This window comes from Colwellia sp. MB02u-9, from assembly GCF_014077085.1.
In the GTDB taxonomy this organism is placed as follows: domain Bacteria; phylum Pseudomonadota; class Gammaproteobacteria; order Enterobacterales; family Alteromonadaceae; genus Cognaticolwellia.
Genome location: NZ_JACGVF010000097.1, coordinates 109,893 through 135,131 on the forward strand (window position 1 = coordinate 109,893; position 25,239 = coordinate 135,131).

The following is a 25,239-nucleotide window of genomic DNA, read 5'->3' on the forward strand; positions in this document are numbered from 1 at the left end:
AACATCTGCTGATACTTAATATTTTAAAGAAAAAGCAAAATTATTCTTGATTAAAACTGTGTTGTATATAAACATATACCTTAATCGATTAAGATTCAACTTGTACTTTAATGGTAGATTTATGAAAAATAATGTTCAGCTAATAACCTATGTTGATAGGCTAACCGGTTCTGGTGTAAAAGCACTCGATAATATTCTGCATAATCAGTTGTCAGGTTTATTTTCAGGTGTGCACTTATTACCCTTTTATTATCCAATAGATGGCAGTGATGCGGGTTTTGACCCTATTGACCACACTGAAGTTGATAGCCGACTTGGCGATTGGGAAAATGTAAAAACATTAGGAGAAAGCCATGAATTAATGGCAGATCTTATCGTAAATCATATGTCTGCTCAATCTAAAGAATTTTTAGATGTACTAGATAAAGGCAGTGATTCACCGTTTTGGGAGCTTTTCTTAACGAAAGATAAAGTTTTCCCCGCCGGCTTAAATGAAGAGCAACAAGCGAAAATATATCGTCCTAGACCTGGTAGCAGTTTTACCAATTATGTATTACCCAATAATCAATCAGCTGATTTTTGGACCACATTTACCGATAACCAAATTGATATCGATGTCACTTCAGATGTTGGACAAGCCTATTTAACGCGGATTTTAAAAACCTTTGCTGAAAATAATATTAATATTATTCGCCTTGATGCCGCTGGTTATGCGATTAAAAAGGCAGGTACTAGCTGCTTTATGCTTGAAGAAACCTTTGAGTTTATTGATCAGCTAACCAAAAAATCTAACGCACAAGGTATTGATACCTTAGTAGAAATTCATTCTTATTATCAAACCCAAATTGAAATAGCTAAACGTGTTGATCAAGTTTACGATTTTGCCTTGCCGCCGTTAATTTTACACAGTATTTTTAGCCAAGACTTTAGCGCATTAATTAAGTGGCTGAACATTTCGCCTAGAAATTGCATCACGGTTTTAGACACCCACGACGGTATTGGCATTATTGATGTTGGCCCGATGAACGGTAAAAAAGGGCTGCTTGATAACGCTGAGATAGATAACTTAGTTAAAAAAATTCATCTTAATAGCGCAGGCGAAAGCCAAAAAGCCACAGGTGCAGCGGCAAGTAATGTTGATTTATATCAAGTTAATTGTACTTACTACGATGCGTTAGCGGCCAATGATTATGACTATTTATTAGCCAGAGCCATACAGTTTTTCGCACCGGGCACGCCGCAAGTTTATTATGCCGGTTTATTCGCTGAAAAAAATGATATGACCTTGTTATCTGCCACCAATGTAGGTAGAGATATAAATCGCCCTTATCTTAATAGTGAACACATTGAAAAATCACTCGAAAAACCTATCACTCAAGCTATCATTGAATTGATAAAATTACGTAATAACAGTGACGCTTTTAATGGTGAATTTACTATTGAAGGTCAGCAATCTGTATTAGAAATGGCTTGGACTAATGATAAGAGCCAAGCGACTTTATTAGTCGACTTAACCACGAGAAAAGCGTCTATTGAGCTTAATGACAAGGGTAAGAAACGTTTTATTCTCTTAGAAAGCCTTTTGAATTAGCCTTCAAAATAGCGAGTGAAAATAAGTTATATATTGATAAATACCAGTATACTATGTCAACAATAATGACAACAAACTGAATAGATCTGCGCGATGTTTATGCACTATAATAAAATAGGGTCAACATGACAGAAAAAAAAATATGGACATTAAAAAGCATTGCCAAAGAACTTGGTGTGTCAAATGCCACTGTCTCTAATGCTTTTAGTCGTCCAGATCAACTGTCTAAAAAGCGCAGAGATGACATCCTTGCATCATGTAAAAAGTTGGGTTATTCAGGGCCTAATAAAGCGGCGCAATCGTTAAGAAAAGGTCACTCTAATATTGTCGCTTTGGTATTACCCGATAGTGTCGAGTATATGATTTCTGATCCCGTCGCCAGCAATTTTGTTAAGGGTGTTTCATCCGTTTTAGAAAAAAATCAGGTTAATTTATTATTATTCTCTGGGGCTTCTGACGACATTAATGCGGTTGCTGACTTTGTTGATGGCTTTATTTGTTATGGCAGCCCGCGCAACGCTAAGTTGGTTGAGCAGTTAAGAGCCACCACTAAAAAAGTGGTTACCGCAGATTTTGATATTGATCGTAATGCCTCGGTAGGCGTTGATAACGAACAAGCAGCATATGAAATAGCAAAACTGGCGATAAAGTCAGCAGATGATAATGTAGCGATTCTGGGTTTAAGATTACTCGATTCAAACTTAACCTGTCGAGTGTATGAATTACCTGACTTTGATCTTCTGCCTTCAATTGCTCATCGTCGTTTAAATGGTTACAAGAAGGCTATCAATGAACTCGGTGTTACGTTAAGAGATGATAGGATATGGAATATTCCAAAAAGCAGTCATGACATCGCCTTAATAGCCGTTAGAGAAGCGCTAACCTCTATTCCTCGGCCAAATGTTCTGCTTTGTATGAGTGATTTAATCGCTTTAGCGGCTTTAAAAGAAATTAATGCCATGGGCCTTAAAATACCAGAAGATATCAGCGTGGTGGGTTTTGATGGTATTGACGAAACAAGCCGGTCGAATCCACCGTTAACCACTGTACACCAAAACAGTGCAGAAAAAGGCAGCAAAGCCGCTGAACTTTTCATTAACCGAGCTACAGATTCTGTTTTAATCCCCTATCATATCGAGCACAGACAAAGCTGTTAAACAGTTGAAGCTTAATAAACACTGCATGTATAGCATAGCTATAGGTTTATTATGGCTTATTGGTGGACATCAAAGTCATGAGTAAAAGCGCTTAACGCCTTACTGGACAGTCAAGCGCTTACTCACACTACTGAAATAAAGTTGCTGAAATAACACATAAGCTAGGCTTTCAGTTATCTAGATAACTGAAAGCCAAAGCTCAATTATTTAAGATTTATCCAGTAACAATTCGGTGATCTCTTCTCGCTCAGATAACACCATCAGTAACGCTAAATCATCGGCTTGCAGCTGCTCTATAATATATTTCGCCCCAGCAAAGGGACTCTTAAAAGTAAAAATATTATGCTCTTTAACACCATGAGCCAGCGCGGTATCGATAATTAATTGCGGTACTTCTCCTAACGCCCTACCGCGCAAATACGGCTCTACCTCAACAGCAATAATAAAGTCAGGCTGCATTTTTAATGCGGTTTTCGTCATGTTGATGATTTCACTATCAGTTCTGTCACCCGCATGACTCAGCATTAAAAATTTACGCTGAGCTTTGATATTCGCCGTCGTAACTGCCATGGCCTGCATACTATGAACATTATGGGCAAAGTCCATGATCACTTGCGCGTTATTAACGCTAAACTGGTTGCCTCTACCAGGATTGTCTTCACTGTTGCTAGCAAATTTTGACAAAGCTTTGGTAATCGCTTTATTGTCAATATCTAAGCTCTTGGCTAAGCCAATTGCGCCCAGCGCATTTTGAATATTGTGCAGCGCCGCGCCGTTTAGCGTCATAGGAATATCGTTAACACCGATAATGCTTGTTTCTTCATTAGCCTCTGCATAAACCAATTGCTGGTCTTTAACAAAACAAACCGCGCCACCTTGTTGTTTATGTTGTTGTAGTGTCGGGTTGTTTTCATCTAAAGAAAACCAACACTTATTCACCAACAATTCAGGCGCTAACGCCACTAAATACTCGTCATCGGCATTCAGTACTAAGGTGCCTTTACTTTCGCCGTTATGCTGTAAGCCTTTGGCAACCACAGCTTTAGCTTGGGCAAGTGCGGCAACGGTATTAATGCCATATTGCCCTAAATGATCTTCGGCAATATTGGTGATTAAGGCGGCATCAACCTTATCTATGGGTAAACCCCGACGTAAAATACCACCACGCGCTACCTCTAAAATAGCGGTTTGGGTATTAGGATGGCGCAATAACATTCTTGCCCCGCCCGGACCTGAATAATCACCATGATCAATAATATTATCACCAACCCGAATAAAATCTGTCGAGGTAACACCACAACATTTTCCCGCTTGCTCAATAATTTGCGACATAATGCGCACACTGGTCGATTTACCATTGGTGCCGGTTACATAGGCAAGCGGTATCGAGTGGTATTGTGACCAATTTATGCTGGCGAGTTCAGGCAGCGCCGATATCGGCCAACATTGCGCTGTGCTGCCATAACCCAATGAAAATTCATCATCATCAACCAAATAAACAATACCTTTAGCTTTTGCTTGTTTAATTAATGCCAGTAGTTTTGGATTAACTTCTTCTGCTATCGCGGCTTTTAAACGCACGATGGCGGCACTCATTGGCTCTGCATTTTCAGTATGGGCTAACTCTTCGCAGGTTAACTGCCAGGCCATTTCATTTAAATCACAGGCTGCATACAGCGCATCGATGGGAGCACTGATGGCAATCGTGATGCCATCTTCGAAGATACGCGAGTATATTTTTTCATTTGACCAATTAACCGCCTTCAGTAGCCGATTAACGTAAATAGACCAAACATTAACTACAACAAGCTTATCAATACCCGAGACAAAAGCATCAATGATCGCGCCTGGCTGATCAGATAATAAATTTTTACCTGTCAGCCGACGATTATCATCTAAGCTCAGTGTTATATTTTTTATATTCATATATTACTACGCTTTTTGATGTTGATTTTTTTTAGTAAGCTTAATCACTTTCTTCATCGTGTTCAGATACCACACGCACACCGCGTTCATCAGAAACAATTCTCATGCCGGTTTCCAAGACAAAAGTATCAGGCTCGCTAGTTTCTAACATAGACACTACGGTTTGACGTGGCGTTTGCTCTGTTTCATGATCAGGTTTATTAACGCCATTGAAATGAATAATTTGTTTCCAACAGCGTGTTATCGCATCACCAAAAACCATTAATAAGTCATCATTACTGGCCAATTCTAGACCTTTATTTATCGCTTCTACTTCATCTGGAATACAATAAATATTAGCTTCATCAATACCTTGAGCTTTTAATGCGGCGGCTAAAAGTTGAGGCACTTCATCTTCACCACGACCACGGCGATTATCATCAGCTTTACAAATATAAAGATCAAAATGTCCAGCCGCCGCTTTAGCAATATTCACGATATCTTCATCACGACGATCACCGGGTCCTGCCAAGACAGTAATACGCTTACCCTTAACTTCTAATTTACTGGCCAACTCGCTCATACAATGCACACCATCAGCATTGTGAGCATAATCAAGTATCACTCTAAAATTATGCTCATCAAACACGTTCATTCGACCCGGGGCTTGATAAAAGGTCGTTGTGAAGGTTCTTAAGCCTTGTTGAATGGCCTCTAATGGTTTGTCTAAGCAATAAGCTAGGGCAGCAGCAAACATAGCATTTTGTACATTGTGCAGTGCTTTGCCTTCTAAGGTGGCCGGAATTAAATGCGTCCACAGCAGCGGGATATGGGTACCATTATCAAAAATGGTGATCATGTCACCGTTAATACCTTTCTCTAATACTACGGCTCGACCGCCAGCACGAATATGCTCGCGGACTAAACTATGGCCGGTATTCATGGTGACATAGCATAAATGTTTAGCTTTGGTATGATCAGCCATTTTTAAACACAGCGGATCATCCGCATTGAGTACCACACTGTCGGTAGCAACTTCAACCACAATACGTTTAATTTCAGCTAGTTGCTCAAGCGTTTCTATGCCTCTTAGCCCTAAATGATCGGCTTGCACATTCAGACAAGCAGCGACGTCACATTCTAAGTAACCCAGACCTGAGCGAACAATACCGCCTCGCGCCGTTTCTAATACCGCAATATCAACCGAGGGATCACGTAAAACAATTTGCGATGAGACCGGACCTGTCATATCACCTTTAACCGATAACTGGCCATCAACATAAACCCCATCGGTAGATGTCATGCCAACAACGTGGCCAGCACTTTTTAATATATGCGAGAGCATTCTAGAGGTGGTGGTTTTGCCGTTGGTGCCAGTAATACCGGCAATAGGAATACGTGTAGGTAGTGCTGGCGGAAACAACATATCAATAACTTTGCCCGCAACATCTCTAGGCTTACCTTCACTTGGCGCTACGTGCATTCTAAAACCAGGTGCGGCATTAACTTCGACAATACCGCCACCAATATCTTTATAAGATTGAGTGATATCTGCGGTTAAAAAATCAACGCCACCCACATCTAAGCCAACCGCTTGTACCGCACGTTCAGCCATGGTTTTATTATCGGGATGTACCACATCGGTCATGTCAATTGCTGTTCCACCGGTCGATAAATTTGCCGTTGAACGTAGGTAAAATATTTCACCTTGAGGTAGTACTGTTTGTTCAGTAAAGCCCGCCTCGCCTAGTAAACGTATGGCTTGTGTATCTATCTCTAACTGCGTTAATACTTTTTCATGGCCAACACCTCGACGTGGGTCTTCATTAATAATATCCACTAATTGGCTAATACTATTAACGCCATCACCCATGACATGGCCCGGTACACGTTTGGCCACCGCGACTAATTCACCATTAACCACCAACATCCGGTGATCTAAACCGGTTAAAAACGACTCAACTAAAACCGCACGGCTAGTACCATGTTCACGAGCAAAGGCAAAAGCGGTGATCACTTGTTCTTCCGTCGTTAAATCAATAGATACGCCACGGCCATGATTAGCATTTAACGGTTTTAGTACCACCGGATAGCCAATATGTTTTGCCATTTTTACCGCTTGGGTATCTGAATACGCCATACGCTGTTGAGGAACAGGTAAGCCAAGATCGTTTAATAAATTATGTGTGTCTTCTTTATCACAAGAAATTTCGACCGCAATGTGCCTAGTTTCACTGGTAATAGTCGCTTGAATACGTTGTTGATATTTACCATGACCAAATTGCACCAAACTATATTCGTTTAATCTTAACCAAGGAATATTACGTTTTTCTGCGGCATCAACCAGTGATTGCGTACTAGGACCAAATTCTTTGCGTTGTGCAAAGCGAATAAAGTCAGCCATTTCTTGTTGAAAATCAAAATCGTCTTCAATGGAGGTTTTCAATTCGGCTTTAATATTTTCGGGCATTAATGAAATTAATAATTTCCGCGCTAACAAAGCCGCTTCAAGGCCTACATTTCGTTGCTTATACTGGAAAACCATATTGTATTCGCCAGTTTTACCTGTACTTCGAGTTTTACCAAAGGTGACTTCAGTACCTGCTATACATTGGAGTTCGAGCGTAACATGCTCCCAAATATGAGCAATCCAAGTACCTTCATCTTCTTTTAAACGTCTAAGAAATCCGCCGGGCTCACCATAGGAGCAACCGTGTTGATCTAAACTGGGCAAGTTATTGATTAAGCCATCGATAAATTCATTACCTAACTTAACTGAAGGGTATTGTTCCAAAACCCCTATATCGACTATGTGGCGAATCACTGGAAAATGAGCATAAACATTAGGGCCAACATAAACGTTGGAAGATAGCATTTTCATCGTGATTTCCTTTTATTACTCTAACGAGAATTTTTTATTATTTTTTATTTATATCGACTACGCAAAATGCGATCTAGAAAAGATAACACGCTTTGAATAATGAGCATACTACTTGCGATAAAATATTATTCTGCTGAGAATAGGGATATCAAGGAAGACTTTAAGTGGTTGTAATAAAACAAAAAAGCCCGCCTAAAATCAGGAGGGCTTTTTAAAAAATTAGCTTAAACTGCGGGTGTCGCTATTCTTTCGTTGATGCAGTAAGTCGCACCTGGACCCAGCACATGCAACTTAAGACCGATTAAGGTAATAGCTTCGCCTCTATTAGCATCGGCCATTGAGCTGTGCGACAGGTCTGACGGGTCAACTACCGTGATGCTGCCATGACCTACCACTTCTAAAACCCCAGAAGGATCAATAAAGGCAGCCGTATTTTCACAAATACCCAGGCCTGAAGCAAAAGGGTTGTATGAAATAGCCGATAACAAACGTCCCAAGCGGTTTCTTTGGCTAAAATGCTGGTCAATAATCACTTTATTAATTAAGCCCATGCCTGGTGCAAAAGTCACCCCTTCTTCATTAGGTAAAGCGCCTGTGCGTCCGCCCGCTATCATATGCTCTGGCATAATCGCTGCGCCTGCAGAAGTGCCTGCAACATGCACACCCGCCGCATTAAGCTTACGAATACTTTGCGCTACTGGCGTACCACCTAAAATAGTAGACAAGCGTAATTGATTACCGCCGGTGATAAAAATCCCGGTGGCATTGTCCAATTCAGCGAGGTATTCATCGCTGTTTGCCTGTTCACGATCATTAATCGGTAACGAAACGGCTTTTTTCACGCCTAATTCATGAAAAACCTCTTCGTAATTTGACCCAGTATCTTCGAGTTGTGAAGCGGTTGGAATGATAACAATATAAGCATTCTCGCCACCACAAAGCTCAACAAAACGTTGTAAAATTATCGGATCTTTTACACGCTCTTCTGCCCCCCCGATAGGAATTACAAATCCCCGTTGTTGACCATCAGTTGTTTTAGCTGGACACATATCTACCTCTATTCAAATGTACCTTTAATAATTGTCTGATTATTTTGCTTGTGCCATACACCTTGCGCCATTACATCAGTAATTTCATATTTTTCATTCATCACCAATAAATCAGCGTCAAAACCAACGGCAATTTGCCCTTTGCTTTTAAAGCGTAAAATAGTAGCGACATTGCTCGTTAACATCGGGAGTACGGTTTCAAGTGCTAAACCTTTATTTAATGTTTCCACCAAAGTTTCTCCTAACGTACTCGCTCGACCAAAATCCATATGCTGTAATTCACCTTGTGTGTCAAAACAAGGCAAGCAACCCCCGCCATCCGAGCTAAGGGTAATTTGTGCTAAGGGTAATTGTCTTTCCACTGCCATTTCAATGGCGTCACAAGCTTCCCAACCAGGTTGCGCTGTGCCGGCAGGAAATGCGGTCAAATCAATATGACACCCTTGAGTGAGTAATTTACAACTATCTTCAAACAAGGCTTTGTTACGATTAACATGGGTGGGATTAAATACCCGCGCTGGCAACTCTGTGTCTCTAATCGCTTGTTCAATTAAGGCTAAACGTTTTTCGCCATCACCCAAATGAAAATGAATAACGCCGGCTTTACCTGTGATCAACCCCGCCACATGGGTTTCACTGGCAAGGCGGATCACTTCTTCAAATGTGGGTTGGCTAGAGCGGTGATCACTAATGGCAAACTCACCAATACCGATCACGGGCTCAAGAAAAACGATATCTGACTTAGCGCTGCCGGTAATGGTGGTTAAAGGATAATGATATCCTCCGGTCCAACAGTAAGCAGACAAGCCTTCTTCACGCAGGCCATAAACTCGACTTAATAAGTTTTCGGTGCTTCGAGTAGTATCATCAGTGCCAAGTAAGCCCACCACGGTAGTCACCCCCGCATGGGTAAATTCAGTCAGGCCAACAGGCGGTACTTGCGTTGCAAAACCTGCTTCGCCACCGCCACCGGTAATATGGGCATGGCTATCAATAAAACCTGGCGTTAAGGTCGCACCGTCAAAATTAATGACCTTAACGTGCCACTGCTTAGGAATATCGATTTGCCCTTTTCCAGGCTCGTAAATAGCGGCAATTTTATTACCTGCAATTAGAACGTTTTTAATGCCTAGGGGGGTTGGTGCGTAAATATTAACATTACACAATAATGTCAGCATGGTTTGATTATTTTTCATGGTATATAAAGTGGTGTTGTGCTTAGCCTAACTTATTAATTATTTTAGAGAATAAAATATAATAGCGAGCAAACTAAACTAACAGTTATAAAGAGTATGCGAAGATTGTACCACAGTTGATATTTTACCACCAAGGTTCACCTAACAAAGACCCAAATAATTACCCAAATAAATTATAACAACATGCATATTTATGCGATTTACTTATACCCACTGCAGTAATAAATTAGCTCACTTAGCGCTACATTAATGAATTTAGCGCTAAGCCGATATATTAAGCCATATTGATGGAATTATTAAGGTAATATTCAGTAAAAACAGTGACTTTATCACTAGCCGTGTAACACTTTTTCATTCTAAGCCTTTAACCTGAAATATATTATATGGTCAGAGGCTATTTTAGCGCTACTTTAAATGGCTTTAAACCAAAATTTAACTAGCACATACGGTTAAGTTTTAATTAGAATGCACGATTAAAATTAATGTAACTATCGCTAACTAGTACCACGCTACTACTTAGTTATTTTGAGGAAAAATATATGCTTTTTAATGATTCATTTATCACCGATTGCCCAATTCGTCAGAAAATTCGTGAATTTTATCGTATTGATGAAAATACAGCGGTAGATCATATTTTGCCACTAGCAGAAGTTAATGTTAGTGCTCGAAGTCGTGCTTGGGAAAGAGCGCGTAAAATGGTGTTAAAAATTCGCCAAGACCAAGCGGGTACTGGCGCGATAGATGCTTTGTTAAAGGAATACTCTCTATCAAGCGAAGAAGGTGTGGTATTAATGTGTTTGGCTGAAGCCTTACTACGTGTACCAGATAAGCATACTCAAGATGCCTTAATTCGTGACAAAATTTCTCAAGGACAATGGAGCAGTCATCTTGGCAGCAGTGAGTCACTGTTTGTAAATGCTTCATCATGGGGCTTGTTAATTACCGGCACTATGGTTAATTATGCTGATAAACGCAAAAAAGATAGCTTTGGTTTATTGAAAAAAGTTATTGGCCGTTTAGGTGAGCCTGTTATTCGTAAGTCAATGAACTACGCCATGAAAATTATGGGTAAGCAGTTTGTGATGGGCGAAACGATCAAAGCGGCCACTGAGCGTGCTGCGACAAAAGAACAGCAAGGTTATGTTTACTCTTACGATATGCTAGGTGAAGGCGCTCGTACAATGGACGACGCTAACCGCTATTATAAAGCTTATCAAGATGCGATAGAAACAATTGGTAAAGTGGCTCGTGCTACCGGTAAAAACGACCCACGCAGAGTACCAGGTATTTCAGTAAAACTTTCGGCTATTCATCCCCGATATGAGTTTAGCCACCAAGCACGTGTCATGGCTGAAATTGTACCAAAATTAAAAGCGCTTTGCCTGCAAGCAAAAAGTTATAACATTGGCTTGACCGTTGATGCAGAAGAGTCTGAACGCTTAGATATATCGCTTGATGTTATTGAAGCGGTATTTAGTGACAGTGAATTAGCCGGTTGGGATGGTTTTGGTATGGCATTACAAGCCTATCAAAAACGCGCTATCTTTGTTGTTGAATGGTTACGAGAATTAACCGTACGTGTTGACCGAAAAATGATGGTGCGCTTAGTCAAAGGTGCATATTGGGATACAGAAATTAAGAACACTCAAAAAGAGGGTCTTAGCCACTTTCCAGTCTTCACACGTAAGTCTTCTACCGATGTTTCTTACCATGCCTGTGCCAATAAATTATTAGAATATAGAGATTCTATTTACCCACAGTTTGCCACACATAACGCTTACACCGCAGCAACGATTGTTGAACTTGCCGGTGATGATAAAGAAGGTTTTGAATTTCAATGCTTACATGGCATGGGAGATTCTTTGTACGACCAAATTGTGTCACTTGAGAACATTCAATGTCGCATCTACGCACCGGTTGGCCATCATGAAGAATTATTAGCTTATTTGGTCCGCCGCTTATTAGAAAATGGCGCTAACTCTTCTTTTGTCAATGCCATTGTTGATGAGTCGCAACCGGTCGAGTCATTACTTGAAGACCCAGTTGAAAGAACTCAACGCTTAAAAGATAAGTATAACAACCAAATACTTAGACCTATTGCCTTATATCATGACGCCAAAGGTCTTGGCCGTGATAATTCTAAAGGCTTAGATTTAACCGACATTAGTGTCATCACGCCGTTAAAAGCCTCGTTAGATTACTGGTTTGTTGAGCACCTGCTTAATAAAAATGATATCCCCGAAGGTGCTATTGCGGTTAAGAACCCAGCTAACCATCGTGAAATCATTGGCTTTCATCATCTGCACGACAAAGCCGCCATGCTTGAGATGATCGATACGGCAGAAACAGCATTTACTACATGGTCAAAAACGCCAGTATCTGAACGCGCTGATTTATTATGCCGCGTGGCTGATATTCTTGAACGCCATACCGACGAGCTTATTGCCTTGTGCATTAAAGAAGCCGGTAAAATAGCCCAAGACGGTATTGATGAAGTACGTGAAGCCGTTGACTTTTGTCGTTATTATGCACAACAAGCAGTTGAAGTTGCCGCTGATGAACGCTTAGAAGCGCGTGGGGTTGTCTTATGTATCAGCCCTTGGAACTTCCCATTAGCGATATTTTTAGGTCAAGTAGCTGCCGCTATTGCCACAGGTAATACGGTATTAGCAAAACCTGCCGAACAAACCAGTTTAATTGCCTTACGCACCATTGAATTAATGAAGTCGGTTGGCTTACCTGAAGGCGTTGTACAAGCGGTTATTGCTCGTGGCAGTCAAGTGGGCAGCGTTATTGTTCCTGATGCTCGTATTCAAACCGTTATGTTTACCGGCTCTACTGAAACCGGCACTATTATTTCACAAACCTTGGCTGACCGAGGTGGCGATCAAGTCCCCTTTATCGCAGAAACCGGTGGCCAAAACTGCATGATAGTTGACTCTACCGCCCTACCTGAGCAAGTGGTTGATGATGTTATTTCTTCAGGATTTCAGTCTGCAGGTCAACGCTGTTCGGCGCTGCGCGTGTTATTTTTACAAGAAGATATTGCTGATGACGTTATTACTATGCTTAAAGGCGCATTAGCAGAATTACATGTGGGTAACCCAGAAAAATTAAGCACAGACATAGGTCCAGTGATAGATCAAAAAGCATTAGATGCCCTCAATGCTCACAGCGACTATATGAAAACCCATGGCAAACTGCTGTACCAATGCCCTATTGCCAGTGAGGTAACAGATGGAGTAGCGCAGAACGAACATTTCTTTTTTGCGCCACGACTTTATGAAATTAAAGACATTAGCGTGCTAGAGAAGGAAGTATTTGGTCCTTGTGTACATGTTGTGCGCTTTAAAGGCAATGACATAGAAGCGGTTGTAGATAAAATTAATGGTACAGGTTTTGGTTTAACTATGGGTATTCATACCCGTATTGAACACCGTGCCTTTGATTTAGCCAAGTTATCACGTGCTGGCAATGTCTATATCAATCGTAATATGATTGGCGCTATTGTTGGTGTACAACCTTTTGGTGGTCGTGGCCTGTCAGGTACTGGACCAAAAGCAGGTGGGCCAAATTACCTCACGCGTTTAGTGATAGAAAAAGCAACACCCGATGCTGAGCAATTTAAATTACTACCATGGCAGGTAGAAGCTTTAGACGGTGGTGAACAATCGGAAAAAGAAGCCCTATTGTTTATGGACAAGGCTAATGCAGCAGAAAAAGGCTGGCGCTTAACTGAGTTAAATACCCGCCTTTCTTCTGTACGTCAATTGTTAGCAAAAATTGCCCATGTTGAAATTGTTGAAGATTTAGCTGACGATTTAAACCGCACCTTAAAATCAGCTCGTTCACAATTAATTAGTATTGAAAAGCGTTTGAAAAAGCCAACATTTTTACCTGGGCCAACGGGTGAGTCTAATGTGCTTTATTTGGAAAACCGCGGCAATATCATTTGTTTTGCCGATAAAAATGTGAGCTTTCATTTTTGGTTACTTTCTATTGTAACGGCATTGGCAACGGGCAATACCGTTATTACTGTGGTCTCTGATTTGTATTATGATGAAGCGATTGCCTTTAGAGATAAGTTCATTGCTACCGGCCAAGATGCAGATGTTTTCCAAGTGGCTAAGTTATGTCACTTAACGACTATGCTGGCGCATCCTGCGTTATCAGGTATTGTGGTAGACAGTCATTGTGATCGTAAGCACTTTATCAGTGAAAAATTAGCTGAACGTTCAGGGGCAATATTACCTGTGATCAGTTCTGAATATTTTGATCACTTGATTCAGCGTTTATTAACAGAAAAAACCATTAGCATTGACACAACTGCCTCTGGTGGCAACACGTCACTAATGACTTTAGTTGAAGAAGATTAATCGCTAATGAGAGATAGTTAATACCAAACGAATAGGTATTAACTATTAGGTATTAAGTGTTAACTGAAAACGGGCATCTGATGATGCCCGTTTTTTTTAACTGCTAAATGAGATATTGGTGATGAGTTATTGATTATAGCTGTCAGCTATTAGTTATTAGCTGTCAGTTATCAGTTTAACTGACAGCTATAATCGCTCGATATTTAGAAAACCGCTTGCTCTGCTTAGCCAATCAAGCGCTATCGACAATCACCAGACAAGGATAAAAACACCATTGTGGGTGTTATTTAACATCGTTGATTGCAAAAACTTTATTATGCTCAAGAATATATTCATCAAATCTCAATTGTAACCTAGGGTGCATGCGAGCTATAGCCAGCTCTAACCCCTTTTCAATACTGATACTTTTTAATAAAGCGAGATCAAGACTATGGGCAATTTTGATCATATAGCGCATTCTTTGTTTCTCAAAAGTAATTAAATGCTTAGCGAATAACTTATCAACATGCGAGCATAATAAAATGCCATTTACGCCATCTAACCTTTGCTTATTGTCTTCACATTTTGCCCACGGAATAATATGAGAAGCGACTAACATTTCAGCAATATTTATACCTGTCAGTGCACATGTTTCGCCATTACCCCAAATATCGATAACGTTTTTTCTAAACTGCCCTTGCCCAATGCGGCACAAGATTAAGTTTTCTTTTTCTGTTTTTTCGATAGCTAAATTGAGTATCTCTAACAGATCTACAGCCTCTTTTGCGATAGGTTTTGCGCTATATTCAGGCTTGTGAGCACCTTCTGCATACCATTTATCATCAGTAAAGTTGAGGGTCATATCCGTTAAGGTTTTTATAAACTCTTTGCTACTAGTTTTGCCGCTATCAGTGGCATCTACATAATCCAAATCTTCAATTATTGGAAAGGTTTTTAGTTGATAACCCTCCTCCTCAACTAACCTTATATGCTCTAGCGCTTGAATATAACCCGGTTGCTTTCTACCTTTTTTATTTTGCACCCAAGCCTTATCAAGGATTAAGCTCCGACCTTCTTGAGTGTGAGTATCCCAAGCACCAAAAATAACAAACTTAGCTGCATGGTTTACAAATGAAAAATCAGTTCTCCAATTATTCGCTGTACCACCATGAGACTCGATAAATTTCTTCCTAGACAACTGACGTACTCCTTTTCAAAAATGATTTATAAAATTACATAGCTTATAAAGCCATTACAATTGATTCTGCACTAAAGTGAGTTAAATCAGTACAAATAAATTAAAAATTACTGATATAGGTAAAAATAACAGTCGCTGAATAAATTACTGCCTAGCGCTCATCACTATAAAATATGGCTATGAAATTAATTTCACACCTAACTAGAAAAAGCAAAAATCAACATTAACATCTTGTTTTAGTTGCTTATTTAAATAAAAACAATAGAAACCTCAGCCAAGTAAATTGTTTAAAGTGGCTCGATATAGCCGTACTTCATGGTAAATGTTCACCGTTACCGCTGGCTAAATAACCGACTATTATCCTTGTTACGGTTCAAGCTGATCGACTTCTTTAGCACTTAAAGCTTCAACAAAAGACTGTAGCCCTGCTTGCACCAACTGATAAGTTTTATCAATATTATGGCTAATATCGCCCGCCAATACTTTTAAATCACCTAAAATATCCTTGGCTTCAGCAAAACCTTGCTCTATACCGCCACTGATAATATCAACAAAAGCCGTTAACGATTCTTCTGCAGCCATTTCAGGATGCTGCTCTTGATAAGCACCTAGAAACTGAGTACTAAAAGCAACAATACGCTCTGCTGTTGCTTCAGGGCTGAAATCAACCCCCGACTGATAACTGTCTTCAACGCTACTTTCAACAGGATTATCAGCCCAGGTTTCCTTAAGCGCTTCGTTTATGCCCTGTAATGCAGTTTTTAACAACAATGACAGCGGCTGATCGCCCATGGTGGTATTGAACTTCAGTGAAGATTCTATAATAGCGGCATTAAGCTGCTTTTTATGGTTGGCATAAATAGAGTCTTGTGATTTAACAATATTTTTATCATTAGCCAACTCAGATATTTGCTGCCCCTTTGGCTTGTTCAAGGTTTTATCTGAGGCGTTTGCTAATGTTCGAACCTCTTGGCTATAGCTATCATTAGGTTTAATTGTTGAGCTCATAAAATTTACCTCGGTTTATCAAAGCATATAGGGTACCAATATCACTCATTACCTGATCATTTTTACTGGTTAAAATAACCCACTACTGCGTTATTTATTTAATAATTTGCACAACTCGTTATTAAAATAAATGTCTTATATTTGGCCATTTTTCCTGCGTATAAAATAGACCACCTAATTAATGAAATTGATATAACAAGTATCGGCACCATTAAGTGTAACTTAAGTTTACCCTGTAACTATCTCACTCAACGCAAGCTTACACTCATCATCATAATGCTGTTTTATCAAAAATTGTCAGTGACCATTACAGGTTAATTTTGGCCTATGCTGACTTTATTATTTCACACGCTAGTGGCATGGCTAACGATAATGAATAGCGCGCAGCTTTAATCATTTTTTTTAAAAAACAATGATACTTTATTAAGCACTTAGTACGGCAATTCCCCCCTGGTATTTTCGACATTAGATGGCCCAAATGCTACAATTTCAATTTTAAAATAAACAAAAATAAGCGCTGCTGAATGTCTGATATTGTATTACTGAAAACCGGTATAGAACTCCCGATGAACGCAGAAATGGTTTATTTCAATTACTTCTGGTTACGCGATAATTGCGCCACCTCATGGGATAGCAGCACTCAGGAACGCACCTTTGATATTCTTGATGAAGCTGATGATTTACACGCAACAAGCGCCTGGATAAATGCAGCCTCACTGGAAGTTATTTGGAGCGATGGCTATCAAAGTCGTTACAACCTAGACTGGCTTGAACGTTGGCACAAGGGAGAAAACCATGGTGATTTGGCCGTTCGTGCCCGTAAAACTTGGTACGGCGATCACTACCCAAACATGGCGCGTTTTAGCTATGACGATGTGATGGCTAACCCCGCCAGTGTAGCTGATTGGGCAGAGGCCATGTTAGATGAAGGTGTTGCCCTGATTCAAGATATGCCAAATTCAAACGAAGGGCTGAAAACCCTATGCGAACTGTTTGGCACTGTGCGGCCCTCTTTTTCTGGTTACACCTTTGATGTCCAGTCTAAAGCTAATCCTGAAAATCTTGCTTACACCAGCAAAGCACTTGAGTTACATACTGATTTACCTGCGGAAGAACTGGCTCCAGGTATCCAGTTCTTGCACTGTAGGGTTAATGATGCAGAAGGCGGCAACAGCTTGTTTGTCGATGCAACTACCGTGGCCAACGCCTTAAAACAAAGCTATCCACAATACTTCAAAATACTGACAGAATACCAAGTGCCTTATCGCTATACCACCCACTATCAAGATGTACGCACTAAGCAGCGAATAATCGAACTCGACCCTAATAATGGTGAGGTTAGCGGTATTAATTTTAGTCAGCACTTAGCTGATGTATTTGATTTTTCTCAGCGTGAAATGGATACTTTTTATCCCGCTTTTCGTAAGTTTGGACAGATGCTACAAGACGCTCAATATTTGATGACCTTTCGCCTAAATGCTGGCGAATGTATGGTGTTCGACAACCACCGCATCGCTCACGGCCGAGCTTCCTTTATCAAGGGCAGTGGCGCAAGGCACTTACGGGGTTGTTATGTTGACCGAGGCGATCTGCGCAGTGTTTACCGTGTTTTACGTGCTAGCTATCCAAAAGCAGAAGCAGAAGTAACGGCGCCACTTTAGCCATCACTAGAGACCTAATCAGTCGAAATCTATTGAGGATAAGAAAATTGAGGATAAGCAAAATGCAAACAGAACAAGAATTACGCGTCGATTTGGCCGCTGCTTTCAGGCTTATTTATGAAATGGATATGCATGAGTCAGTGGCCAATCATTTAAGCGCTGCGGTCTCTGCAGATGGTAAAAAATTCCTGATGAACCGTCGCTGGATGCATTTTTCAAATGTTACGGCAAGTAATCTACAGTTACTGGATAGTGAAGACGATAGTATTATGCAGACTGACCAAGCGCCTGATGCTTCGGCTTGGAGTATTCATGGCAATATGCATGCGTTATTGCCAACAGCCCGAGTTATTCTGCACCTACATTCTACCTATGCCACTGTACTCTCAACGTTAAAAGATCCACGTATATTGCCCATTGATAACAATACCGCGCGCTTCTTTGAGCGCATCGCCTATGATGAAAGTTTTGGCGGTATTGCCACCAGTGATACAGAAGGCAAACGCATCGTGGATAGCCTGGCCGGTAAAAATGCTTTAATGATGGGTAATCACGGCATTACGGTTACTGGCGCGACGATCGCCGAAGCTTTTGAGGATCTGTATTATCTGGAAAAAGCTTGTAAGACTATGGTGTTGGCTTATTCCACCGGCCAGCCTCTGAATATTCTCTCTCATGAGTTAGCGCGACAAACAGCAGAAAGTTGGGATGAGTTTCGAGGGCAGTCTTACGCTCATTTTGAGCAGCAAAAAGCTATGCTCGATAAAAAGGGTAGCTCGTATCGGGAATAATAATACCTTATTACCCCATACTCGCGCTTTAAAATGTCTCAGTTGTGTGACAAAAAACTATGTTTGATCAGGCGTTATACCAACATCAGGCGATAGTTAGATCTGAGTTAGATCTGAGTTAGATCTGAACTAGGCCTGAACTAGGCCTGAACTAGGTTAGAATGAGGCCAGAGTCAATCTGGCCTCATTCTAACCTAGATGGGTTTCAAGCCATACGGCGTTTTATTTAGCTTTGCCAACTAATATCAGGCTTCCAACAACTAATCCACGCGGGAATATCACTCGCAGGCATAGGTCTGGCAATGCCGTAACCTTGTGCTAATTCACAGCCCAGTTGCAATAGCGCTGTGCCGTGTTCAATCGTTTCAACGCCTTCTGCAATCACTTCACGCTTGAATGATTTAGCTAAAGCAATGACGCCTTCAACAATGGCCAAATCGTCAACATTCACTAGCATATCTCGCACAAAGCTTTGATCTATTTTAATCAGGTTGGCAGGTAAACGTCTAAGATAAGTCAGAGACGAATAGCCAGTACCAAAATCATCTAAAGAAAAATTTACGCCTAACGCCATACAGTCATTCATGGTGGTTGAGACCCGAATCACATCATCTAAGGCACTTGTTTCTAACACTTCTAGTTCTAAATGGCGTGCTTCAACATCTGCATGGGCGGCTAGTAGCCTAGTGAGTTTATTGGTAAAATCAGGCTGCTGTAATTGCATGGCAGCAATATTTACACTTATACCTGTGGGTAAGATAAGTCCTATGGTTTGCCATTGGCTAATTTGTCTCAATGCCGTATCAATAACCCATTCACCCATTTCGATACTCATAGGGTGATTTTCAATCAAGGGCAAGAACTCAAAGGGGTTTAATAAGCCTCGCTCGGGATGTTGCCAACGAATCAGCGCCTCAACACCCGTCACCAAGCCTGTCCTCATATTAACTTTAGGCTGATAATGGAGGACAAATTGTTCGTTGTCTAATGCGCTACGAATAGTCTTTAGGTTGTCTAGTTGTAATTTAATGGCGACATTTTCAGCAGTATCAAATAAATGATAGCAATTTTTACCCGACTCTTTAGCCACATGCATAGCTTGATCAGCATGACGCATAAGCAAGTCTGCCTCCGCATTGTCTTGCGGATAAAGGGTGGCGCCAATACTGGCTGATACATTTAACACCACATCACCTAAGGCAACAGGCTCTGACACTGCCCGTAATAAGCGCTCTAATGTCGCCTTACAGTCTTCAACTTTACTTAAATCGGTTAATACCGCGACAAATTCATCGCCGCCAAAGCGAGCTAAAGTATCACCTTCACGTAATGCACCTTTCATGCGAATTGAGAGAGCAATGAGCAGTTCATCACCTAAATCATGTCCATAGCTGTCATTGATCTGTTTAAAACCATCTAAATCTAGAAATACCACCGCAAGTGACTGCTGACGGCGCTTGCACTGCAACATAGCTTGAGTTAATCGGTCGGCAAGTAAAACACGATTGGGCAGGTTGGTCAGTAAGTCGTAGTGAGTGATATGCTCAAGTTTTTTTATCTTGCTTTTCATCACACTGATGTCACCAAACATAGCTAAATAATTTTGTAACTCGCCAGCATCGTTATGCACGGCACAAATGGTCATAATTTCTGGATATACTTCACCATTTTTGCGTTTATTCCAGATTTCTCCGTACCACTCTCCTGTGGTAAAAATTGTTTTCCACATGGCGATATAAAATTCTGCTGATTGGCGTCCTGATTGTAAAAGGCTTGGATTTTGACCAAGAGAGTCTTCGCGACTATAGCCGGTGATCTCAGTGAAGGCGTCGTTAACTTCAATAATAATACCTTTAGTATCAGTAATTAAAATGCCTTCGCGGGCGTGAGTGAAAACCTTGGCGGCAAGGGCTAATTCGTCGACTAGTTTTTCTTTCTCTTCATTAGCGAGCTTTTGCTCATGTTCAATTTTTTTTCTTTCACTAATGTCCGTTACCGCAACAAGACAGTCAGTACCTGTAATACCAAGATTTGCCTCAATATTCAGCCACAATATTTTGGTACCAACTTCCGCTAAAATCTCACAAGATTGGATACCACTGCCGGCAAATGCTTTGAATAGGCAAGATTTCAAGCTATCTCGATATTGAGCGTTTACGTAGTTTAAAAACTGTTTATTGACCAAGTTAGCTCGCTCAATACCCAGTAAACTAGCCCCTCGAAAATTGACCTGATTAATGATGGCATTTACATCAAAAGAAAAGTAGCCAATAGGGGCAAATTCAAATAGCTCAGTATAACGGTAATGTAATTTTTGTGTTCTCTGCGCTTGATGTAACTCTTCGTTCTGCATTTCCAGTTCAATTTGATGCACCTGCAATTCGTGTAGCATTTTTTGCGCTGCAGAGTCACTAGGAACCGTTTGTTTTGTTAGCTTCACTTCTGCACGATGGCGTAACTCTTTAGCCAGCAGCTTGACTGATTTTACAGGCGAATTCATTTGGCAAGTTCCATTTTATATAACACTGACTCAAACACCTTAGTTTGACTAATATAGGTAAAGTTAATAACTATGCTGTTAATTACCGCTTCTGTCTTTGAAAAGGCATAAAAACCAGAAAAATAAGAGCCGACACCCACAATGGCTGATGTCATCACAACAATTAATTTACTGAATTTTTTCAGAAATTTGATCACAGAGTTAGTCTACTTTGCTGTCTCATTATGAGAGAGTCGTTTTCCATTATTAGCCGAGAATATTTCATATTTTTTATGTAAACCGCTATTTTTCAATGGAGGATTTTCATTTTTAAATACAAAAGTGAATGTTAGACCACCTTGGTCTTTAACTCAGAAAATGGCGCTGAAACATAATCAAAATTAAATTAAATTTTTATTAGTAACGCTGAATCAAAAGTTAAGTACCATTAACAATCACTCACTTTTAGGTATAAATAAAAGCTGAGTCTAGATGCTAAAATATCCCTAAATGAGAAAAGCCACAGCCCTAGACGTAAATTATAAGTCATTGATTAAATAGATTTAGGAAGAGAAAAAAAAGAGCTTTAAAGTCATTGCAATGTAAATGATTTTAACTTCCTTTTAACTTCACTTTCACAGAAGTCAGCAGATTAGCACATAAGCAGTTCGATAAAGGTTATTTGTTTGTTAACTGATCGTTGCTATTGATGTTTTTATATATTATCACCTGAGCCGATATAACTTATAATTAAGGCAAGGCTACCTAGGTAAATTCCCTCGGCGTGCAACAAGAAAGTTAACTTTTGCTGATAATAGGCTGTAATGTGATCAATAAATGTGATGAGTAGAGGCGGACAATAATTTCAGTCCTAAGACCACAATAACCTGTAAAAGTAATCGGAGAAATAATGTAGCATAGCGTCTAATTAACCGAATGAACATTGACTATTTGTTGGTCAATAAAACAGTGATTCAGTGCTTAAAATCTATGCGTTTAGCTTGACGAATTTATGTTCAAGGTTAATCGTATTGATTAGTCTAACGGTTGTATTTATCCAACCCAACTGTCAGCCTAATAATATTAACTTAGCTGGATTAACTGAGCAGTATTAACTGAGAAATAATGTACCAAAAGCGTTAAGTACTATATCTTAGGCGCATTAGCAGACTTTGATTGAAAAAACCTATGGTATTAAAAACAGATTTAAGACATTTTCTGGACGACGAAGGTAAATTACTCGCACTGACTGAACAAGCAAAAACAGTGTTCAAATTTCTCAGTAAAATTGTATCATCGGTTTCTGAGCGTATTGCATCATCGGTTTCTACGCATACAGAGCCGCCAATAGTTGATATTGACTTAGTTGCTGTAAATTTGAAATGCAACACTCGCGCTGAGCAACTGCATTGCGAGGGAGACATTGAAGCAAGCTGTATTAACCTTAGCCTAATTGAGTGGCATTGCGATAGCTGCCAAGCGGCTGGAACCATCTCTCATTGGCAAGGAAGTCTGTGGGACAAGCAACAACACACCATTCATTAGTCGACAATCTAGTTCTAAAAACCTGATGCTAAAAATTGCTACCCTAAGAAGTGCAGCGCACAAAAAATAAAACAATGATTTAACGATAAACAACACTCTAATTAGCCTTTACAGATGAAGGTAACCGTTACAGCACTTGGGGTTAACTCATTATTGATAACACTAAGTGAACCACTAAAAGTGTCTACCTTAGGCAGTCACAAATAATCACTTAATATGAATATTCATTCATATTTTAATGCTAATACTCCAATGGTATAGTTTTTGGGTAATAAAAAACCAATATATGTAATTTAATTCATATACTTGTGTTAATAAAAACAAGGTAGTTAAATTGATTGTCAAAAAAAGATATAAAAACTGTGGTTAGTTTTAACTATCAGGCTTTTATAAAAACATACATTCACCTTAATTATTCTCTTTTTTTATACTTGATTCAGCTTAACTGTGAATAATTTAGAACAAAGAATAACGGTAAAACATTATATATTTTATGCTCAAATATTATTTTTTGAAAATAAATAGCTTCTGTAATTACCCTTCATCAGTGTGCTAGTTGTACGAGTATAAATATTTATATCAAGCTGTAGCTATAAGGTATTAAATAATGTCAAATAAAAGTGGGGGCTTTTTTTCTTTCTTAATGAAAGATAAAATAATTGCTAAATCGGGGTTTAATCGCTGGCTAGTCCCACCAGCATCTATTGCAATTCATTTATGTATTGGTTCTGTTTACGCATGGAGTATTTTTAACCCTGCGCTTATTAAAGAATTAGGCGTAGTGACTAGTTCATCTGGAGATTGGTCTTTAAGTAACGTGGTTTGGATATTTTCTGTTGCTATTGTTTTTCTTGGTTTATCTGCCGCAGTCGCTGGAAAATGGCTAGAAAAAGTCGGTCCTCGCTGTGTTGGTGTTACTGCTGCATTTCTTTGGGGTGGCGGTTTTATCATAGGTAGTGTTGGTATATCAACCCATCAATTGTGGCTTGTTTACCTGGGTTATGGTGCGCTTGGGGGCTGTGGTCTAGGTTTAGGCTATGTTTCACCTGTGTCTACTTTGCTGCGTTGGTTCCCTGATAAACGCGGTATGGCTACGGGTATGGCTATTATGGGATTTGGTGGCGGTGCAATGATCGGTGCTCCACTTATTGCTGCTTTGTTAAAATTCCATGCTGTTGCTCCTACTTATTTAGGCACAGAAGGTGCTGTAAAACTAATAACTGAAGCGGGCAAGCGTTTTGCAGAAACAGCTTCGGGTACAGTGGAAGTTATTGTTGCAACGGCTGGTGAAGCGGCAAATATGGCTTTTCCTGGTGATGCAGGTGTTTATATTGTAGGTACGGGTGATACTGGTGCTGCAGGAACATTCCTGACACTAGGTATTGTTTATTTTATTGTGATGATTATTGCCTCGTTCTCGTATCGTGTGCCGGCTGAAGGGTGGACACCTGAAGGTTGGACTCCTCCAGAGAAAGATGAATCTGCAAAAAGTATGATCTCACATAACGATGTACATATTGATCAAGCACTAAAAACACCACAATTCTGGAAATTATGGGTTGTACTTTGTTTTAACGTAACAGCCGGTATTGGTGTTATTGGTGTGGCTAAAACTATGATGGTTGATATTTTTGGTTCGACCTTACCTGATGTAGCTACCGCGGCCTTTGCCGGTACTTACGTATTAATGATTTCGGTCTTTAATATGTGTGGTCGATTTTTCTGGGCATCAATTTCTGATTTCATTGGCAGAAAAAACACTTACCACTTTTTCTTTGTGTTAGGAACGCTACTATACTTATCAATACCTTATGCTGCATCTCAAGTCAGTGCAGATCCATCTACGGTTTGGTTAGTTATGTTCTACGGTGCCACCATGGTTATCTTCACTATGTATGGTGGTGGTTTTGCAACTATTCCAGCTTATTTAGCCGATATATTTGGTACATTACATGTCGGTGGTATACATGGTCGCTTGTTAACCGCATGGGCAACCGCTGGTGTTTTAGGTCCATTTGCTATCACGTATCTTAGAAATATGTCGGTCAATGACGCCATAACTGACTTAGTAGCAAAAATAGATCCTGCGGTATTCCAGGCTAAATTTGGCTCTGCCGTTAGTCAGTTAAATGAACTTGTTGCAGCAAAAACAGTGACGGTAAGTAAGTTAATGGAATTAGTGCCAGCCGGTACTATTGACCCAACACCAAGCTTATATAACACTACTATGTATGCTATGGCTGCGTTGTTAGTTGTTGCTTTCTTTGCCAACTTAACTATTCGCCCTGTAGAGGCTAAACATCACGTTGAAAATACACACCCTAAGGGTTAATATTTTCAACTTGTAAAGCTACAATTCAAACCGCTTTAAATTCGTTTAAAGCGGTTTTATATTTATTATGGCAATCAAGATAACTGGTGCT

General features: G+C 40.1%; 15 protein-coding genes. 7 read left to right on the plus strand and 8 right to left on the minus strand.

Annotation, left to right across the window (positions count from 1 at the left end):
• Positions 1–121: 121 nt before the first annotated feature.
• On the plus strand, positions 122–1,591 hold the full coding sequence (gene gtfA, locus H4J65_RS13565) for a sucrose phosphorylase (RefSeq protein ID WP_182198545.1): 1,470 nt from the start codon (positions 122–124) through the stop codon (positions 1,589–1,591).
• A gap of 125 nt (positions 1,592–1,716) precedes the next feature.
• Positions 1,717–2,748 (plus strand): LacI family DNA-binding transcriptional regulator, encoded by a 1,032-nt coding sequence (locus H4J65_RS13570; RefSeq protein ID WP_182138204.1) that lies wholly within the window; start codon positions 1,717–1,719, stop codon positions 2,746–2,748.
• A gap of 207 nt (positions 2,749–2,955) precedes the next feature.
• Here H4J65_RS13570 and H4J65_RS13575 read toward each other — a convergent pair whose 3' ends face one another.
• The 4 genes from H4J65_RS13575 to iadA form a co-directional block, all read right to left on the minus strand.
• Positions 2,956–4,674, minus strand: coding sequence for a Mur ligase family protein (locus H4J65_RS13575; RefSeq protein WP_220465152.1), 1,719 nt, complete (start codon positions 4,672–4,674; stop codon positions 2,956–2,958).
• Positions 4,675–4,714: 40 nt separating this feature from the next.
• Entirely contained in the window at positions 4,715–7,534 is a 2,820-nt protein-coding gene (cphA, locus tag H4J65_RS13580) for a cyanophycin synthetase (RefSeq protein WP_182138203.1), read from the minus strand.
• 224 nt (positions 7,535–7,758) lie between these two features.
• A complete protein-coding gene (locus tag H4J65_RS13585; protein WP_182184568.1) occupies positions 7,759–8,583 on the minus strand; it encodes a cyanophycinase in 825 nt (274 codons plus the stop codon).
• Between the two features lie 8 nt (positions 8,584–8,591).
• Positions 8,592–9,779: a beta-aspartyl-peptidase gene (gene iadA, locus H4J65_RS13590; protein WP_182138201.1), complete on the minus strand. Its 1,188-nt coding sequence runs from the start codon at positions 9,777–9,779 to the stop codon at positions 8,592–8,594.
• 539 nt (positions 9,780–10,318) lie between these two features.
• Between iadA and putA the strand changes: the two genes are divergently transcribed.
• Entirely contained in the window at positions 10,319–14,155 is a 3,837-nt protein-coding gene (putA, locus tag H4J65_RS13595) for a bifunctional proline dehydrogenase/L-glutamate gamma-semialdehyde dehydrogenase PutA (RefSeq protein ID WP_182138200.1), read from the plus strand.
• Between the two features lie 283 nt (positions 14,156–14,438).
• Here putA and H4J65_RS13600 read toward each other — a convergent pair whose 3' ends face one another.
• Positions 14,439–15,332: an HNH endonuclease gene (locus H4J65_RS13600; protein ID WP_182198546.1), complete on the minus strand. Its 894-nt coding sequence runs from the start codon at positions 15,330–15,332 to the stop codon at positions 14,439–14,441.
• A 366-nt stretch (positions 15,333–15,698) separates the two neighbouring features.
• Entirely contained in the window at positions 15,699–16,340 is a 642-nt protein-coding gene (locus H4J65_RS13605; protein ID WP_182198547.1) for a DUF5610 domain-containing protein, read from the minus strand.
• Positions 16,341–16,864: 524 nt separating this feature from the next.
• Here H4J65_RS13605 and H4J65_RS13610 point away from each other — a divergent pair.
• A complete protein-coding gene (locus H4J65_RS13610; RefSeq protein WP_182184572.1) occupies positions 16,865–18,001 on the plus strand; it encodes a TauD/TfdA family dioxygenase in 1,137 nt (378 codons plus the stop codon).
• A gap of 62 nt (positions 18,002–18,063) precedes the next feature.
• Positions 18,064–18,792, plus strand: coding sequence for a class II aldolase/adducin family protein (locus tag H4J65_RS13615; protein WP_182184573.1), 729 nt, complete (start codon positions 18,064–18,066; stop codon positions 18,790–18,792).
• 226 nt (positions 18,793–19,018) lie between these two features.
• On the opposite strand, the gene H4J65_RS13620 is transcribed toward H4J65_RS13615, so the two are convergent.
• Entirely contained in the window at positions 19,019–21,292 is a 2,274-nt protein-coding gene (locus tag H4J65_RS13620) for an EAL domain-containing protein (protein WP_259367618.1), read from the minus strand.
• Positions 21,289–21,489, minus strand: coding sequence for a hypothetical protein (locus H4J65_RS13625; protein WP_182198548.1), 201 nt, complete (start codon positions 21,487–21,489; stop codon positions 21,289–21,291). Before H4J65_RS13625 ends, H4J65_RS13620 begins: the two co-directional genes overlap by 4 nt.
• A gap of 958 nt (positions 21,490–22,447) precedes the next feature.
• Between H4J65_RS13625 and H4J65_RS13630 the strand changes: the two genes are divergently transcribed.
• Together H4J65_RS13630 and H4J65_RS13635 are read left to right on the plus strand one after the other, a co-directional pair.
• Positions 22,448–22,816 carry a hypothetical protein gene (locus H4J65_RS13630; protein WP_259367619.1) on the plus strand — a complete coding sequence of 123 codons (369 nt, stop codon included), beginning with the start codon at positions 22,448–22,450 and terminating at the stop codon, positions 22,814–22,816.
• A 607-nt stretch (positions 22,817–23,423) separates the two neighbouring features.
• Positions 23,424–25,148: an OFA family MFS transporter gene (locus H4J65_RS13635; protein WP_182184575.1), complete on the plus strand. Its 1,725-nt coding sequence runs from the start codon at positions 23,424–23,426 to the stop codon at positions 25,146–25,148.
• Positions 25,149–25,239: the final 91 nt, after the last annotated feature.

Excerpts from the sequence above, each read along its gene's own strand:
- gtfA (WP_182198545.1), top strand. The coding sequence starts at position 122 with ATGAAAAATAATGTTCAGCTAATAACCTATGTTGATAGGCTAACCGGT.
- H4J65_RS13570 (WP_182138204.1), top strand. The coding sequence starts at position 1,717 with ATGACAGAAAAAAAAATATGGACATTAAAAAGCATTGCCAAAGAACTT.
- H4J65_RS13575 (WP_220465152.1), bottom strand. The coding sequence starts at position 4,674 with ATGAATATAAAAAATATAACACTGAGCTTAGATGATAATCGTCGGCTG.
- cphA (WP_182138203.1), bottom strand. The coding sequence starts at position 7,534 with ATGAAAATGCTATCTTCCAACGTTTATGTTGGCCCTAATGTTTATGCT.
- H4J65_RS13585 (WP_182184568.1), bottom strand. The coding sequence starts at position 8,583 with ATGTGTCCAGCTAAAACAACTGATGGTCAACAACGGGGATTTGTAATT.
- iadA (WP_182138201.1), bottom strand. The coding sequence starts at position 9,779 with ATGAAAAATAATCAAACCATGCTGACATTATTGTGTAATGTTAATATT.
- putA (WP_182138200.1), top strand. The coding sequence starts at position 10,319 with ATGCTTTTTAATGATTCATTTATCACCGATTGCCCAATTCGTCAGAAA.
- H4J65_RS13605 (WP_182198547.1), bottom strand. The coding sequence starts at position 16,340 with ATGAGCTCAACAATTAAACCTAATGATAGCTATAGCCAAGAGGTTCGA.
- H4J65_RS13610 (WP_182184572.1), top strand. The coding sequence starts at position 16,865 with ATGTCTGATATTGTATTACTGAAAACCGGTATAGAACTCCCGATGAAC.
- H4J65_RS13615 (WP_182184573.1), top strand. The coding sequence starts at position 18,064 with ATGCAAACAGAACAAGAATTACGCGTCGATTTGGCCGCTGCTTTCAGG.
- H4J65_RS13620 (WP_259367618.1), bottom strand. The coding sequence starts at position 21,292 with ATGAATTCGCCTGTAAAATCAGTCAAGCTGCTGGCTAAAGAGTTACGC.
- H4J65_RS13635 (WP_182184575.1), top strand. The coding sequence starts at position 23,424 with ATGTCAAATAAAAGTGGGGGCTTTTTTTCTTTCTTAATGAAAGATAAA.